Genomic DNA, 16,311 nt, shown 5'->3' on the forward strand with positions numbered 1-16,311 from the left:
CCAGTTAACTATCTGTTTTTATACGCCAACTCGGTAGGTGCGCCCTAAAATGCTCGGCGCCATTCCAACTTTTAACATGTTTTTTATTACTAGCTATTATTAGCCTATTCCGTACAGGCATCCAATAGGGTTCCGTAACGAAAGTCTGAGCTTTTTCTCGACACTCCACAGGTTGGTTCGCATGCCAACGCATTTCCCTGTCACATGCTTATCGCTTGCTGCATTTCCAGCAAGGACGCGTCGTGCGGCGGTCCGGGCAAAAGTGGCGCGTAGCCGCGAGAGTGGAGATTTCTCTGCGCTTCAGGCGTTTGTCGAAATGCGGCGCGGCGCGATTGTCGGCGCAAACCTGCAAGTGCGGATCGATGCATTCGGCGCGGAACTTTAGCTCCAGGCCGGCAACACGCAGATCGGTTCACGGTCTTGTGTTGTCATGGATGACTGGCGTGACAATGGGCTTTCACGCCAAATGCGCCATTCCTCCTGCGACGGAGATGAGCGTCCGAATTCGGCGAAATCTCCATAAGAGCAGGTTCGCCATCAACTTCAGACTATCCGATGGTGCAGACCAGAAACATGAGAAAAACCAATCCGGTACGGACTCACTCGCCATGCCAATATGGCTGTTTCACGGTACCAGCGATGGCCGGACTTATTGCCCGCTGACCGGCGTGCCTCCGCCGCTGACTTCGTTCACAACAACAGCACCAACGACAGCAGCAGCCAAGGCACCACCCACGACTGCCGCAGTCGTGCCAATCGTAACGCCGCCGATGGCTATGCCCCCGGCAGCAGCACCACCGGCAGCCGCGGCGCCTGCACCACCCGCAGTCCCGGCACCTGCACCGCTTCCGCCGGACAAAAGGCCAGCCAAGGTCGGCGCGCCGTAGCTATCCACATCCGCCTCGCTACCCACCGGCTGCGAGCGCGTCTGGCGGACCGATAGAGCGCCGTCGACGCTCACACAGATACTGTTGTCCATGGAAAACAGGACAAGCTCCGAATTCGGCGCCAGATCGACCCCGCACCGGGCGGGCCCGATATTTGCGGAGCGCTCAAGGCGAACACGAGCCATACCGTCAACTCCGGTAATGATCCGAGACCCGAGGAAGACCGGTTCGCCATCGACGGCCAGGCTGAAGCCGTCCATCGACTGTGTGTAGACACTGCCGTCAGCTGCGGCGATGACACCAACCGCAGCGGTGTCGTTTTCCGATAGCGGAAGAGTGCATGCACAACGGTCAGCTTGCGCAAAGGCTGCTGACATGACCGAAAAAAGGAGCGAGAGTGCAGTCGCCGTAGCTGTCGAGTTCATGGGAGAAATTTCAAAAACAAATAAATAAAGGGTGCTTGCCCACATGGTAACATGCCGGCAGGGATACGATCAACCTTCTGCGGCGTGGCGCTACCTATCGCACCTTGCGCGCGAGCATCTGGCCATCTCTATCTATCTGCGAAAAAAGCGCCCTGCGGCGCCTTGGGTGTCATTGCGACCAGCCTAGCTCGACCTCGTTGCCGGATAGGCCTGCCCTTCCTTGCGGATAGGCAGCGGCGTGACATTGTCCGACACGCCAGCATGGTCGGAACCACCGAACAATGCGCGATTGTAATCGTCCATCAGCTTGAAAAGCAGGTCGCGGAGTTCTTCCTCGCTGGCAGTTTCAACCGCTCTGCCGATCGTGTCGACGATCGCGTCTATCTCACGCGGCGAATCCGCATGACGACGCGCCTTCATGATTTTCGGGTGCTCGGTCGGCAAGGCCGACGCTACGTCGTAAAACAACTGCTCATGAAGCTTCTCTCCGGGCCGTCGCCCGACGAGCCGGATCTCGATGTCGCCGTCAGGCGTTTCGTCGGAACGAACCGTTCTGCCAGCAAGCCTGATCATGTTCTGCGCCAGCTCGTATATCGAAACGGGCTCGCCCATATCGAGAAGGAATGTCTCACCACCCTTCGACAAGGCCGCCGACTGGACGATCAACTCCACCGCTTCTGAGATCGCCATGAAGTAACGCTGCATGTTCCGGTCGGTCACCGTGACCGGTCCGCCATCTTCGATCTGCTGCTTGAACAAAGGCACGACGGAACCGCTGGAGCCGATCACGTTGCCGAACCGCACCGCCAGAAACGACTGGCCGGTGCCGGAAGCGACTGCCAGATTCGCATATTTACGCACGACCAACTCGCTCAGCCGTTTCGTGGCACCCATTACACTCTTGGGGTTTACGGCCTTGTCCGTCGAAATCAGGACAAACTTCTGAACACCCGCTTTGAATGCCAGACTCGCAATGACATTGGTGCCGAGGAGGTTGTTTCGAATACCCTCGGCCACATTCTCCTCCACGATATCGACATGCTTGTATGCCGCAGCGTGGAAAACAAGGTCGATTGGCGCACGATCGAACAAGCGTCGCATCGCCAGTTCATCTGCAATCGAGCCAAGCACCGGGAAGATCGGCGTTTGCAATCCCTGCGATCGGAGCGCTTTGTGCACCTTGTAGAGAGCGAATTCGTTGTTTTCGACGAGATAAAGCTCGCTTGGCGCGTGCGCCGCCAGCAGCCGTGTCAGTTCGTGCCCTATCGTGCCGCCGGCACCGGTGATCACTATGCGCTTGCCGCGCACGGCCTCTTCGATCAATGAAACATTCGGCGGCACGGTGGAGCGGCCGATCAACTCGCCGATGCTGAATTCGCGCAGCGAATCCACATTGTAGCGACCGGCGGCAATATCGGAGATCGACGGCAGGACGCGCACTGCGACGGGCAGCTTTGCAAGGAAGGAACCGATTTCGAGCTTCGCCGAACCAGGCGCGGACGGCATCGAGAGGATCACCTCGTGGATCCCGTAGTTCGCAATCAGCGAGGGGAGCATCGCGCGCGGATAAACCCGATGCCCGGCGACATCCTTGCCGTGGTATTGCGGGTTGTCGTCAACAAATCCGAAGACGCGCGTGTAGCCATTGGAACCCAGCGCAACCGCCAGCTTGATGCCGGCTTCTCCGGCACCATAGATCAGCGTACGGCGAGCATCAGTCACGCCCTCGCCCGCATACAGCATCCATTTGAGCGCAAACCGGCTGAGCGAGATCAAGACGACACCGGTCAGCCAATAGAGCATCGGAACCGTCCGCGGAGTCCCCACGAAACCGTAGCTCGCCGTAAAAAAGGCTACGACGGTCCATAGAAGCGCGGCAATCGTCATGGCGCGGACAATGGTCCACAAAATCCGGTCGGGAAGGTATCTGATCACCGCCCGATAAAGGCCGACCCGCATGAACACGGGAATCGCCACCAGAGGAGCGGTAACTATGCAGCCGATTTGGCCTATATTCAGCGCGTAATCGAAGCCGAGGCGAAGTTTGAATGCCACTGCTGCCGCAAATGCGAGCAGGAATATATCCAAGGCAACCTGAAGAACATATTTTGCGCGACGTGAAAGGTTCGCCGCAGCCGATATATATAACTTTCTTATTCTTAGTTTAGCATTATGACTCATGATTCACACATGAGCCCACGCGTCGAGCGCCATAGCAATACTAGCCCCGAATCACCGAACCGGACCCGGCTCAGTTTATTTAGTCAAGCCAATACATGTCAGGTGCGCGGCGCAATAGCAACTCACCGATTGCGTCACCAACAAAACAAAAATGAACGAGATAGAAGGTGAAGCCGGCTCACTATTCGCTTCGTTTCAAGGGGGAATCAGCAATAAAATTGCGCTGACTGATGAAGACGAAAAGACAAAATCATTCGATTCCAGCAGGTTGCACCCGCTACTGAAGACGGATTGTACGCTCTTCGCAATTCACCAACACAGCCGGATTCCGGCCCGCCGGCAGGGTGTTTCCGGCGGTGATGGATTCAATCAGTTTGGTGGTGGCTGGGGCGGCTGGATTCGAACCAGCGCATGGCGGTACCAAAAACCGCTGCCTTACCGCTTGGCTACGCCCCAATATTCGCCGCCGGGTGTTAGCAAAGCGGACGGGCGCATGCAAGTTCCACGCATCGGGGCAATCCGGAATTCCTCCGGGCGCAATAATGTCGAAAAGAGACGCTAACTCGGTAAGGAACTGTTGCGACTTGAGCGGCATCATCCCCCAACACCTGCACAAGAGAGAGCGGAATGTCCGGGCACTTGATTCGAAGCACACTCGCCTGCGTCTGTCTGACGATCGCACTCAGCCCGCACAGTGTCGCGGCGGGGCCAGCCAAGGTCCTTTCCTGTGCAGTTGAAGACCGGAACGGTATTCTCGGCGCGCAACTTTTCCAGCGCCTCTGCTTCCTTGCAGCCGAGGCGACCGGCGCGCGTTTATTGCCAACGCCCGACCGCAGCGATTGGCCGGAGGAAACCGGCCAGGTCCTGGAACTGCGTGCACAGGTGGTGTCGTCGACGGCGATTGCCTTTGTATTCGCGCGCGGGACTCCCCAACAATGGCGCGAGGGTAACGAGGTCCGCTTCCATGACCTGCGGGTGGACATCATGGATGCGGAGCTGAATGAAGCGGCACTGCGCCAACTCGCCCGCACCGTGAAGACACTCGCGGACTGAACAGCCGGCTGCCGCGAAACGTGATTGCCAACCCGTTAACTCGACCGTGATTTTTGCGAAAAGTGCATTAGCCGATTGTTTCGAGTGGCCAGCGTAGAATCCTCCCGAAAATCGCATCAGCCGCTCCGGACCATCCGACCATGTGCCAGTCGTGTGCCTCACTAACCAGCTTTCATGCCGACAGCCCATTCGGGCATGAAGGGTCTTCGCTGCCAGCTTCAGAACTCCAAGCCGACCTCCCGGGCGACAACTCAACCACCGCTTCGGTGAATGTCGGCGGCAGCTATGTCGGCAGTTTCGAGACCAATGGCGACTGGGACTGGATCCAGGTCGATCTCGTCGCCGGCGAGACCTATTCGGTCTCGGTCAGCGGACACGGTGCCAATCCGAATGCCGATCCGTTCGTCTATGTCTACGCGCCCGGCGCGACGACCTATGATCAAAGCACAATCGTGGCATATGACGACAATTCGGGGCTGGGAAACAATGCGTCCGTGTCGTTTACCGCCACCCAGTCCGGGACATTTTACATCGAGGCCTGGGACGTCCAAAACAATGGCGGCGACTACATCGTCGAGGTTGTCACATCGCAACCGCCGGACAATGGCCAGGTCTGGACGATCCAGCAAATCGCCAACCAGTTGTCCTCCGGATACTGGGGCGGAACGACACGCAAGTTCACGGTGGGTGCCGACAATGCGCTGACCGTCAATCTGACGGGCTTGAACGCCACCTATGCCGACATGGCGCGCACCGCGCTTCAGACCTGGACCGACGTTACGGGGATTTCCTTCATCGAGGTAACCGGATCGGCGGAAATCACGTTCACCGAGACGGGAACGCTGACCGCCTACAATTCATCTTCGACGGGCGGCGGCCGCATCTACAGCTCGACCGTCAATGTCTCCAGCGACTGGATCACGCAGACCGGTTCGAACTACACGCTGCAGACCTTTATCCACGAGATCGGACACGCGCTGGGTCTGGGTCATGCCGGAAACTACAATGGCAGCGCCGACTACGGCACCGACAACGACTATGCCAATGATTCCTGGCAGGCGACGGTCATGTCGTATTTCAGCCAGACCGAAAACACGGCGGTCGTCGCTTCCTATGCCTATGTCCTGACGCCGATGCTTGCCGACATCGTGGCGATCACCGACCTTTACGGTGCAGGCGGTGCGACGCGGACCGGCGACACGGTCTACGGCTACAACTCCAATGCCGGTACGATGTTCAACCAGAACGTCATCGACGACAAGGGCACGAACTACACGCTTGCCATCGTCGATGATGGAGGCATCGACACGATCGATCTGAGCGGCTCGACCGACAACAACCGGATCGACCTGACGCCCGGCGCGATCTCCGACACCGGCGGCCTCATCGGCAATATTTCGATTGCGTTCTCCGCGACGATCGAAAACGCCATTGGCGGATCGGGCAACGATACGGTCACCGGCAACGATGCCAACAATGAGCTTTCCGGAAACGGCGGCGACGATACGTTGCTTGGCGGGGCGGGCAATGACACGCTTGATGGCGGCGCTGACGCAGACAGCATGTATGGGGGTCTCGGTAACGACACCTATTACGTGGACAGTGTCGGCGACAGGGTCTTCGAGCAAGTAAACCAAGGCACCGACCAGGTGTTCAGTTCAGTCAGCTTCGCACTACGCGTGCACAGCCAATATGTCGAAAATCTCACCCTGACCGGCAGTGCCGATATCAACGGCACGGGGAACATGCAGGCGAACACCATCACCGGCAATGCCGGAAACAACGTCCTCAACGGCGCAGCAGGCAACGACACGCTCATCGGTGGTGCCGGAAACGACAGGTTCGTCGACGATTCCGGCGCAGACAGCATGTATGGGGGTCTCGGTAACGACACCTATTACGTGGACAGTGTCGGCGACAGGGTCTTCGAGCAAGTAAACCAAGGCACCGACCAGGTGTTCAGTTCAGTCAGCTTCGCACTACGCGTGCACAGCCAATATGTCGAAAATCTCACCCTGACCGGCAGTGCCGATATCAACGGCACGGGGAACATGCAGGCGAACACCATCACCGGCAATGCCGGAAACAACGTCCTCAACGGCGCAGCAGGCAACGACACGCTCATCGGTGGTGCCGGAAACGACAGGTTCGTCGACGATTCCGGCGCAGACAGCATGTATGGGGGTCTCGGTAACGACACCTATTACGTGGACAGTGTCGGCGACAGGGTCTTCGAGCAAGTAAACCAAGGCACCGACCAGGTGTTCAGTTCAGTCAGCTTCGCACTACGCGTGCACAGCCAATATGTCGAAAATCTCACCCTGACCGGCAGTGCCGATATCAACGGCACGGGGAACATGCAGGCGAACACCATCACCGGCAATGCCGGAAACAACGTCCTCAACGGCGCAGCAGGCAACGACACGCTCATCGGTGGTGCCGGAAACGACAGGTTCGTCGACGATTCCGGCGCAGACAGCATGTATGGGGGTCTCGGTAACGACACCTATTACGTGGACAGTGTCGGCGACAGGGTCTTCGAGCAAGTAAACCAAGGCACCGACCAGGTGTTCAGTTCAGTCAGCTTCGCACTACGCGTGCACAGCCAATATGTCGAAAATCTCACCCTGACCGGCAGTGCCGATATCAACGGCACGGGGAACATGCAGGCGAACACCATCACCGGCAATGCCGGAAACAACGTCCTCAACGGCGCAGCAGGCAACGACACGCTCATCGGTGGTGCCGGAAACGATACTTTCAGGGATGATCAGGGAAATGATGCGTTTTATGGCGGCTCTGGAAGTGATGTATTCGTTTTCCAGAACGGGTGGGGCAACGACACTATCGGCGACTGGGAAAGCGGCGCGGATCAGCTCGATTTCACTGAGTTAGCCTCTTTTGGCGTACAATCAACGAGCGACCTGATCATCGAGGTTGAAACCGACGGTACGTTGATATCGTTTGGTTTGAACTCAGTTTTTCTTGCGAACTACACGGAATCCCTTGACGCTTCGGACTTCTCGTTCGCCTGATAGTCAAATGCCAGCCGGCGCATCTCCTTCAAGAAGCGGTCGCTGGAAAACTCCGAAGCGCGGCGTTCGCAGGCCCGCCTCATCGCGGCAGCGCGCTCCGGCGTCAGGAGTTCGGTCGCCGCGATAATGTCGTTTTCGGTGACGTCTTTCGGTAGCAGGATTCCGGTTTCATCGGGCAGGATCGTCTCCAGCAGTCCGCCCTCCGAAACGCCGATCACCGGCTTGCCGGCGGCCATCGATTCCACCGGCGACATGCCGAAATCCTCATCGATGGGAAGATAGATCGTCGCGGTCGCATTGCCGACCAGGTCGGTCAGTTCGTCCTCGCCGACCCATCCGCGAAACTCGATATTGGCGGCGCCGCCGGCCAACCGCACGAGGGACTCATACTCCCCGCCGCCCGATACGACGATCAGCTTCCTGTCAGGCATCTTTCTGAAGGCCCGCACGATCATGTCGACCCGCTTCAAGGGCGAAAGCCGCGCGGTGGAAAGAAAATAACCGCCGTCGGCGATGAAGCGAAAGCGGCTCGTATCGATCGGTGGATAAACGACGGTACTGTCGCGACCGAGGAAACGGGCAATCCGCCGGCGCGTATTCTCCGAATTGGTGACGATCACGTCCATGCGGTCGACGGCGCGGCGATAGGCGCGGCCGTATAGCCACAGCAGCAACGATGCGAACGGTTTCAGCGCGATTGGCAGCCCACCGACGAAGTGATCCCGCTGGTCGAACAGGAAGCGCGGCGGCGTGTGGCAATAGAAGATGTTGCGGGCGCCGGCGGCTTTCGGAGGGGCCGCAAACAACGCCGCAACACCGGAAAAGATGCGCACAGGAACATGCACCGCGGCTTGGCGTCGCCGCCGAAAGGCGAGCGCAAGGGCCAGCGGCCGCAACCCGGGACGGCGCAGGACTGCGGGAAGAGCAAGATCCCGGCAGTTTTCCGGCAAGTCTGCCTCAGAATAGGTCTCGGCGGTGCGGTAGCCATAGACCAGCGCCGCGGACAGGCCCCGCGCCAATTCGAGCACGAGCCGCTCGCCGCCGCCACGAATGGCGAAGTAGTCGTGATACACCACAATACCGGGGCGATCCGACGCATGCGCAGACGCGGCCTTGATCGCGCGGTCGCCTTTCGGTGTCGAAATCGTCGTCTCCAAACAAGGTCTGCGAAGCGGGTACCGCTTGGCGCGCCACAAGGGGCATCCCACCAAGGGAACTACTCCACCTCTAGAGCCGGCTATCGGGCGTGACAAGCCGGCGGACTTATCCACCGGCTCAGGGACGCCGTTATGCTTTACAAAACGACGGAGACCGCCATGACCGACATCACCGCCAGACTTCAACTCCCCTACATTCTTCCCTCACAGGCGCAAAAACACGTCACCCATAACGAGGCGCTGAGAATGCTCGATGCGCTGGTGCAACCGGTCGTGGCGAGCCGAACGCTGGCGAGCCCGCCGGCCAGCCCCGCGAACGGGGACGGTTACATCGTAGCCAGCGGCGCCACCGGCGACTGGGCGGGCCAGGACAATGCCCTCGCCGTCTTCCAGGACGGCGCCTGGCAGTTTTTCCCACCGGCAGCCGGATGGCTGGCCTATGTCGTCGATGGTGCCGAACGGGTGGTCTTCACGGGCACCGGCTGGAAGGTCGCGGCCGACCGCGGCGGGCCGGATCTGGACCGTTTCGGCATCAAGACCGATGCCGACGCCACGAACAGGTTGGCGATCGCCTCGGACGCAAGCCTCTTCAGTCATGACGGAAACGACCACCGGCTGACGATCAACAAGGCGCAGGAAGCGGACACCGCCTCGGCCATCTTCCAGACCGGCCACTCCGGCCGGGCCGAGTTCGGCCTGACCGGCGACGACAATTGGCATGTGAAGGTCAGCGCGGACGGCACGAACTGGAAAGAAGCCTTCTTCGTCGACAGGGCAACAGGATACTTCTCCATCGGCGGTATACCACCCCTTGTCCCGTTCCAGGTGCGCGGGCGGGCGCTGTTCTCCACCAATCCCACCACGCTGGTGGACGAAAACAGCGGTTACATTGTGCAAATCCAGAATGCCGCCGCCAATACGTCGATGAAATTCGCAGCCGGGCCCGGCAACACAGCCTATTTCGGGCTTGGCTCCACCACGTCCGCGCTGCAGCAAAACATCAATGTCTACAACGGCACCGGCGAGATGCGGTTTGTCAATAATGGTCACAGGGTCTCGCTGAACGCGGACGGATCGGTTCGTCTCACCGGAATCGGAACCACGGCGAGTGCGGCAAACGCTTTTCTGGACAGCGGCGACGGCAACAACCTGCTTCGGTCGACGTCCAGCCTGAAATACAAACGCGATATCGAGCCGGTGGAACCGGCCCGCGCCGAGGCGCTGATGGCGGTCGACCCGATCTGGTACCGGTCGAAGGCGAAGGCCGACAATCCCAACTGGTCCTGGTACGGATTCGCTGCCGAAGATGTTGCCAATGTCGACCCGCGGATGGTGCATTGGGGTTTCGGCGAGGACGACTACGAGGCCGTCGAGACCGAGGTGCCTTTCGACAAGCTGGGGCCGGACGGCGAGCCGGTTCTCGACGCGGCCGGCAAGCCGGAACAGGTTTCAGAAAAGCAGCTCGAATACCGACTGAAGGATGACGCCAAGCCGTCCCCGCAGGGCGTTTCCTATGAGCGGTTCGTGGTGCACCACCATATTGTGATCAAAAGGCTCCTGGAGCGTATTTCGGCGCTTGAGGGCAATGCAAAGAGAGGGTCGGCGCGCCCCTAAAACCGATAGGGTTTCAAAAAGTCGCTCCGCAGGCATTCGAAAATGCGGTTCGCCGTATCAGACCAGTTCTTGGGAAAGGCCCAGACATCGAGATAGTGGATTCGCACCGGATGCACCGTCCGCTGCAGGTGGGTGTAGCCCGACAAATCACGCAAAACACTGCCGACGCTGGAATCCGCAACTACCATCGGCAACCCGTGATTGTCGAAAAGGACGACCGCATAACCTAGCCTGTCGAGTTTGGAAAAGACTTCGGGCCAAGGGTTTGGCACTCCTTCGAGGATGGCATTCGTGTCACACTCAAAGAATAGAGGACAATCGAAAGTCTCAATTGCCTCATCGATTAGGTATCCATCCATGCCATCGGTGTCGGTTTTAAAAAGAACTACATCGCTCCCACGCTGTTCTATTGTCTGTTTAATGTCGCCCAGCGATACGAACGATAGGCTGTCGTCGCGGGGCGAATCGGACGCATTTGCGACCGACATAGCGCCGGTTCCAGTCCCACCCTCATACAGAAATTCAAGACTTTCCAATGCTTTAGCGCGAACAAACGCCTCTATAAGAGAGACTTGATCCCCGAAATGCCGCTTGTTGGCATTAAAATACGAGAGGAACTCCGGATTTCCCTCCACGCACAAGATTGGGTTTCCGCAGACCGTAGCGAAGGCGGCAGCGGTATCGCCAACATTCGCTCCGATATCCACGATGGTGCCGTTCGGCTGCTCGGACGCGACAAACTCGGCAATGATTCCGAAGGTGCGGTCGTATAGCGAATTGACCGCGTGAATCGCGGAAATCCGGTGGTCATCGGGCACATCGAGTATGAACTTCCCGAAAGGATAGCGCTTCAATGTAGTAGTGCCCTACTTGTTTCTTTCAGATCAAATCTCGTATCCAAGAGCCCTCACACGTTCTCCGTGGTAGCGATCGAATTTTTTGATCAGGTTTTCTGGAAGCATCTCCCTGTAATTCCCCGCCTTCTGCTTCCAGAAAAATTTGCCGTTGATCTTCGTGTTTTCTCCTGCCGAGATCATGGCCCTTTCCATCTCTTCTCTGCCAACCCCTAAAAGACTCCGCACCTCTTCAAGAGCATCTACTCCTTGGGATAGAATGTCCTCATATTTCAACGCCACAATCCGTACGTCCCTCCCTCTCTGCTTTACCGTGGGGCTACTCGTCCAGTTTTCAACATTCTGGAACCAATTGCTCGCAGCGACAAAGCTCGGCTGCACAGTTCCATATAAAATAAAGGCATCAAGGAACAACTCGATGTCGCCATTGGCAATAGTTTCCTCAACGGAGGTAAAACCAATATTTCCAAGAATCGCTTCATTTTTTCCACCAACCTCCCTCCTTAGGAAGTTGACATATGAAAGGAACACATCGAGCGGGTGTCGATATATATATATAATTGCAACATGATCTATTTCTTTTCTATGATTTACATTAACAATGCTGGCCGTGTGCGATTTATAAAATTTAACTTTTTGTCCATCGCGGATTCTACAATTTTCAGCGTCAGTAATCGTACTTTGATGCAGATCGGGGATACTTGTAATCTTTTCGAAAAAAAGCGCGGATACAATATATCTTATCCACGTATTTCCCGACTTTGGAAAAGAATAAATTCCGATATACGGAGTGCTGCTGAAACTTCTTATCATTTCTCATTTGTCTGCGATTGACACATGCGTGCTTACAAAGCTCACTCAGCATCGTCAATAGCAGTGTTTTCGGCTACCGACAGGCCTCCGCACGGGAGTAGACCACCGCCCCGTTTTCTTCTATACGGACCACCCGAACATGGCCGCATCCCGCTTGCGGTGCAATCGGACACTTCCCTTGATCGGGCCTCTTCATGCATGATCACTCGCTGCGCGCGGACCTGTTGGACGGGCTGAAAATGTGGCGGCTGTGGACGGCGTTCGGCTACGAGGATCTGCGCCACCAGTATCGGCGCACCACGCTCGGTCTGGCCTGGATCGCCATTTCGTTTGGCGCATTCACCTTCGTCTACATGCTGTTCTTCGGAGGCTTGAACCCATCGCACAGCAACGCGGAATTCGCAACGTGGGTCGCCGCCGGGTTCGTCAGCTGGCAGTTCATCACCCATGCGATCACGATGGGCGCGAACGTCTTCATTTCATCGGAAGGGTGGATCAAGGGCATCAAGCTGCCGCTTTCGGTGCATGTCTACACGACGCTTTGGCGGATCATGATCCAGGACGGGCTGAGCCTGCTCATCGCCTATGTCCTGATCCTGGCGTTCGGCGCCTATTCGGTTCCGGGGCTTTTCCTCGCCCTGCTCGCCTATCCGCTCTTGCTCATGCTCGCGGTTCCCGTGCAGATCGTGCTCGGACTGATCTGTGCGAGGATGCGGGATCTGCAGCAGTTCATCGGCACGGTCATGCGGTTGATGTTCTTCGTCACGCCGATCATCTGGACACCGGTGCCGGGCACGATCAGGCAGACCGCCGCGGACTTTAATCCGTTCAGCCACTTGGTGGCCTTGTTTCGCGACCCGATCCTCTACGGGACCATGCCTGTCGAAGGTCTAGTCACCTGGGCCGTGCTCATGGTCGCGTTCTGGACAATCGCCGCGATCTCTTTCCGGGCGATGCGCCCGCACCTCGCCTATTGGTTATGACATGGCGCGCGTTTCGGTTCACCAGCTCGGCATCGACTTTCCGATCATGACCCGCGGCATCGGCGCCGCGCGCGGCCTCAACGCGCCCGCGCGCGACGACAGGATCGTCGCCAACGAGCGCGGGCGGCCTGTCTTCAGGGCGCTTGACGATGTAAGCTTCAAGGTGAACGCGGGCGACCGGCTCGCGCTGGTGGGTCCGAACGGGGCCGGCAAGTCGACCTTGTTGCTCGCGCTGGCCGGCATCTATGCGCCCACCGCCGGCACGATCGCCGTCGACGGAAGGCTTGAGGCGCTGTTCAATCCGCGGCTCGGTTTCAAGCCGGAGGCGACGGGGCGCCGCAACGTCATTCTGCGCGGGCTCGTCCAGGGGTGGAGCCGCGCCAAGATTGAGCAGGCGGTCGACGACATTGTCGATTTTGCCGAACTCGGCTCGCTGATCGACATGCCGCTTCGCTCCTATTCCCAGGGCATGGCCGCGCGGCTGGCCTTTGCCACGTCGACCGCATTCGCGCCCGATATCCTGCTGATGGACGAGTGGATCGGCGCCGGCGACAAATCGTTTCAGGCCAAGGCGGCCGACCGGATGAAATCGTTTATCGACAAGACCGGCATCGTGATCATCGCCTCGCACAATGACGGCATCCTGCGGCGGCTGTGCAACAAGGCGATTCGCCTCAAAAAAGGTCACGTGGCCGAATATGGCCCGATCGACAATGTCATCCCGCAGACCGGGAACGTGGGCAAACAGGCATAGACCGCGCCAGGGGCGTATCGAGCGGTCTTCCCGGTTATCGGAATAGGCGCCAATAGACCCGCCTGGCAAAGCGGTACACCCGCCTGGCGAACCGATACGCCATGCCCAGCCCGGGGATCGCGCGGAGCCTGAGCCGTATCGCCTCGCCGAGGGACAAGGCCGACAATTCGTAGCCCAGCAGCCCCCGGCGATGGAGCCTTAGCAGCTTGTGAAGGAACCGCCCGAAATCGCGGCGGCCATATTGGGCGATTTGCAGATAGGCGTCCGCGAACTCCCTCTCACGATCGGACAGATCAGCCTGCGGTGCGGCGTGGATCAGGAAGGGGATTGTCTTCGAATCTTCCGCCCACCTCTGCGCTCCGTTGATGGAAGACCGGTAGGCCTGCTCTCCGAGACGGCTGGCCAGCTCCGGTGTCAGGCGGATGCGCCTGTCGCTACCATCGTCTACACGGCAGATGCGTCCGACATCATCGTCTTCTTCGCTGACCAGCAACGGCGGATTGCCGTAATCGATCAGAAGCCCGTTTACCTTGTGGACAATGTATTCGTTGGCGGTCGGCTCATCATGGGCGATCACGCACATGCCGCGCGCCATAGCCTCCAGCATCGCCATGCCGATGCCCTCGGATCTGCGTGGGCAGACATAGACATTCGCCTGCCCAAGGGCATCGAGATAGTCGGAACCGTCTTCGGAAAACGGGGTCACCGTGCACAGGCTGTCGGGACGCCAGTCTTCAGGAGCTCCGAAATCGGGAGCATTGTGGATGTGGAGCGAAGATACAACATTGCCGAGCAGCTTTCGCGCCCACACGTAATCCAACCCCTCCTCGGGCAGCCTCTGCCAGAAGAACCCCCTGAGCTCATTGAACTTCGCGCGCGGTACATTCTCGTGGCGATTGCCGAAGTACTGGAAATAGAAGCTTTCCACGCCAAGCTTCTTCAGCCTGTCATGCAGCTTCTTCGAGAAACTGATGAAGCGGGCCTGGCGCATCGCCAGCCAGTACCAGTCGGGCGCGTATGCGACACTGTCGTACATGGGTATGCATATCACGCGCTTGCCGCGCATCAGGAGATAGGGAGCGCAAACCTCTGTCTGCCAGCACACAATGATATCATAGTCGGAATCCCCGATCTCCTGCATGATGGCGCGCGGGTCATCCTCCACATAGAAGGTGTGTACTTCGAACTCGTCGCCCAGCATCTCCGCAAAAAAGTGGCTGGAGCGCGTTTTACGGTGAAAAGGATGGTCCAGAAAGGCGATCTTTGTCTTGCTCACGGATTGAACTCCTTGAGCACAGAGGCCAGTCCGTTCTCGAAATCGGCTGCGTAGGCGGCCCTCGCCTTTGCCACCATCGCCTCCACTTCGCTCTTTGGCATTTCCGCGAGTTTCCTGATCTGTTGCGCGAATTCTACTTCCCGCTCCGCCAGGAGACCATTCCCGTAGCGGAGTGCGAGATCGGAAAAACCCAAACCCCTCGAACAGACCATAGGCCGGCCTATCGCGATGCCTTCCTGGTAAACCGCGGAGCCACGCAGGGCATAGGTATTGCCATCATAAGGCAAGACCAAAATATCGGCCTGACGATAGGCGTCGTCGATTTCCGGCTGGCTCAGACGGGCGGGGCGCAGAAGCATGCCTGGTATGTTGCGCAATACATCGAAATAGCGCGCGCGATAGCTATCGTCGGTGACGCGCATACCCTGGACATCGAATCGATAGGCATTGGGAACCGCGTCGGACAACAGGGACGAGATGATCCCGACGAACCTATAGATACCCTTGTCCTCTCGAGCCTGGCCAGGCGAAGTAACGGTCTTGGGCTGTCCCCAATTGAGCGGTTCGAATTCGTTGGCCAACGGATAAGGCAGATAGGTAACCGGAGTGTTCAAAAGGCGTTCAAGATAGGTCTTGTATGTCAGTGTTTCGGCCGAAACCGAGACCCGGATGCCGGCCTTGATTGCCCTGCGAATGTAACGGAGGAGCTCCGGGCGTGCGGGGCGCCGGGAATAGCGTGCGTTCTCCGACACGCCAATCATGCGAAGATGCACGCGCGGTCGTTCGGACACGGGCAATCGCAGCAGCACCTCGAGCAGCGTCATCGCCCCGTAGAAATCGACGCTTGGCATAAAGATGCTGTCGGCATCCGTCATTTTGAACTGCTTGAGCGTACGCCGCCAATCCCGAAGGGTTCTGGAGCGCACGATGTCGAAGCGGAAGATTTCCGAGACCCCGGTATAGAATGCCCGCCTTGGAAGCGGCTGGGAGGCAAGCGAGAGCAACCTTTCAGGGAGAGATTTGCGCTTGCTCTTCTCCGGTTTCCTTTTCGGCGCCCGCGCCACTGTGCCGTCATATGGATATGACAGCACCCGCCTCACATGCTCGCCTTGCTCGGCATAGTCGGGCAGATCCCGACATGCCAAACACTCCGTCTCCGAAAAATGTGCCTTGAGCGCATCTCGAAACAGAATCAGCGCATTCAGATTGTGCCCATAGGGAAGAATGCACATATGATCGACAAGAAATAACCTGGCTTTACTTGTCAAATCTCACATGC

Annotated in this window: 12 protein-coding genes and 1 tRNA gene; 5 read left to right on the forward strand and 8 right to left on the reverse strand. The window is 58.2% G+C overall.

What is annotated here, in order from left to right; genetic code table 11:
• Positions 1-649 precede the first annotated feature (649 nt).
• The 3 genes from ACO06R_RS16865 to ACO06R_RS16875 form a co-directional block, all read right to left on the reverse strand.
• Entirely contained in the window at positions 650-1,357 is a 708-nt protein-coding gene (locus ACO06R_RS16865) for a hypothetical protein (protein WP_421852667.1), read from the reverse strand.
• Positions 1,358-1,495: 138 nt separating this feature from the next.
• Entirely contained in the window at positions 1,496-3,367 is a 1,872-nt protein-coding gene (locus ACO06R_RS16870; protein WP_421852670.1) for a polysaccharide biosynthesis protein, read from the reverse strand.
• 507 nt (positions 3,368-3,874) lie between these two features.
• Positions 3,875-3,949: transfer RNA gene (locus tag ACO06R_RS16875), tRNA-Gln, on the reverse strand.
• 171 nt (positions 3,950-4,120) lie between these two features.
• Between ACO06R_RS16875 and ACO06R_RS16880 the strand changes: the two genes are divergently transcribed.
• Complete coding sequence (locus tag ACO06R_RS16880; RefSeq protein WP_421852673.1) at positions 4,121-4,546, forward strand: hypothetical protein; 426 nt, start codon at positions 4,121-4,123, stop codon at positions 4,544-4,546.
• A 266-nt stretch (positions 4,547-4,812) separates the two neighbouring features.
• A complete protein-coding gene (locus ACO06R_RS16885) occupies positions 4,813-7,581 on the forward strand; it encodes a M10 family metallopeptidase C-terminal domain-containing protein (protein ID WP_421852676.1) in 2,769 nt (922 codons plus the stop codon).
• Here the strand turns inward: ACO06R_RS16885 and ACO06R_RS16890 are convergent.
• On the reverse strand, positions 7,539-8,852 hold the full coding sequence (locus tag ACO06R_RS16890) for a glycosyltransferase (protein WP_421852679.1): 1,314 nt from the start codon (positions 8,850-8,852) through the stop codon (positions 7,539-7,541). The two genes, ACO06R_RS16885 and ACO06R_RS16890, sit on opposite strands and share 43 nt — an antisense overlap.
• 45 nt (positions 8,853-8,897) lie before the next feature.
• On the opposite strand from ACO06R_RS16890, the gene ACO06R_RS16895 reads away from it, so the two are divergent.
• On the forward strand, positions 8,898-10,352 hold the full coding sequence (locus ACO06R_RS16895; protein ID WP_421852682.1) for a DUF2793 domain-containing protein: 1,455 nt from the start codon (positions 8,898-8,900) through the stop codon (positions 10,350-10,352).
• Here the strand turns inward: ACO06R_RS16895 and ACO06R_RS16900 are convergent.
• Positions 10,349-11,206 carry an FkbM family methyltransferase gene (locus tag ACO06R_RS16900; protein ID WP_421852685.1) on the reverse strand — a complete coding sequence of 286 codons (858 nt, stop codon included), beginning with the start codon at positions 11,204-11,206 and terminating at the stop codon, positions 10,349-10,351. The two genes, ACO06R_RS16895 and ACO06R_RS16900, sit on opposite strands and share 4 nt — an antisense overlap.
• A 30-nt stretch (positions 11,207-11,236) precedes the next feature.
• Positions 11,237-12,019 carry a sulfotransferase domain-containing protein gene (locus tag ACO06R_RS16905; RefSeq protein ID WP_421852688.1) on the reverse strand — a complete coding sequence of 261 codons (783 nt, stop codon included), beginning with the start codon at positions 12,017-12,019 and terminating at the stop codon, positions 11,237-11,239.
• 194 nt (positions 12,020-12,213) lie between these two features.
• On the opposite strand from ACO06R_RS16905, the gene ACO06R_RS16910 reads away from it, so the two are divergent.
• Both ACO06R_RS16910 and ACO06R_RS16915 read left to right on the forward strand, forming a co-directional pair.
• The gene (locus tag ACO06R_RS16910) at positions 12,214-13,002 is read left to right on the forward strand and encodes an ABC transporter permease (RefSeq protein WP_421852691.1); all 789 of its coding nucleotides are present in this window, start codon (positions 12,214-12,216) and stop codon (positions 13,000-13,002) included.
• 1 nt (position 13,003) lies between these two features.
• On the forward strand, positions 13,004-13,756 hold the full coding sequence (locus ACO06R_RS16915; protein WP_421852695.1) for an ABC transporter ATP-binding protein: 753 nt from the start codon (positions 13,004-13,006) through the stop codon (positions 13,754-13,756).
• A gap of 34 nt (positions 13,757-13,790) precedes the next feature.
• Here the strand turns inward: ACO06R_RS16915 and ACO06R_RS16920 are convergent, their stop codons facing one another.
• Together ACO06R_RS16920 and ACO06R_RS16925 are read right to left on the reverse strand one after the other, a co-directional pair.
• Complete coding sequence (locus ACO06R_RS16920; protein WP_421852698.1) at positions 13,791-15,032, reverse strand: glycosyltransferase; 1,242 nt, start codon at positions 15,030-15,032, stop codon at positions 13,791-13,793.
• A complete protein-coding gene (locus ACO06R_RS16925) occupies positions 15,029-16,300 on the reverse strand; it encodes a glycosyltransferase (protein WP_421852701.1) in 1,272 nt (423 codons plus the stop codon). The genes ACO06R_RS16920 and ACO06R_RS16925 overlap by 4 nt, the downstream gene beginning before the upstream one ends.
• Positions 16,301-16,311 lie beyond the last annotated feature (11 nt).

The sequence above is a fragment of the Oricola sp. genome (assembly GCF_965230365.1).
GTDB lineage: Bacteria > Pseudomonadota > Alphaproteobacteria > Rhizobiales > Rhizobiaceae > Oricola.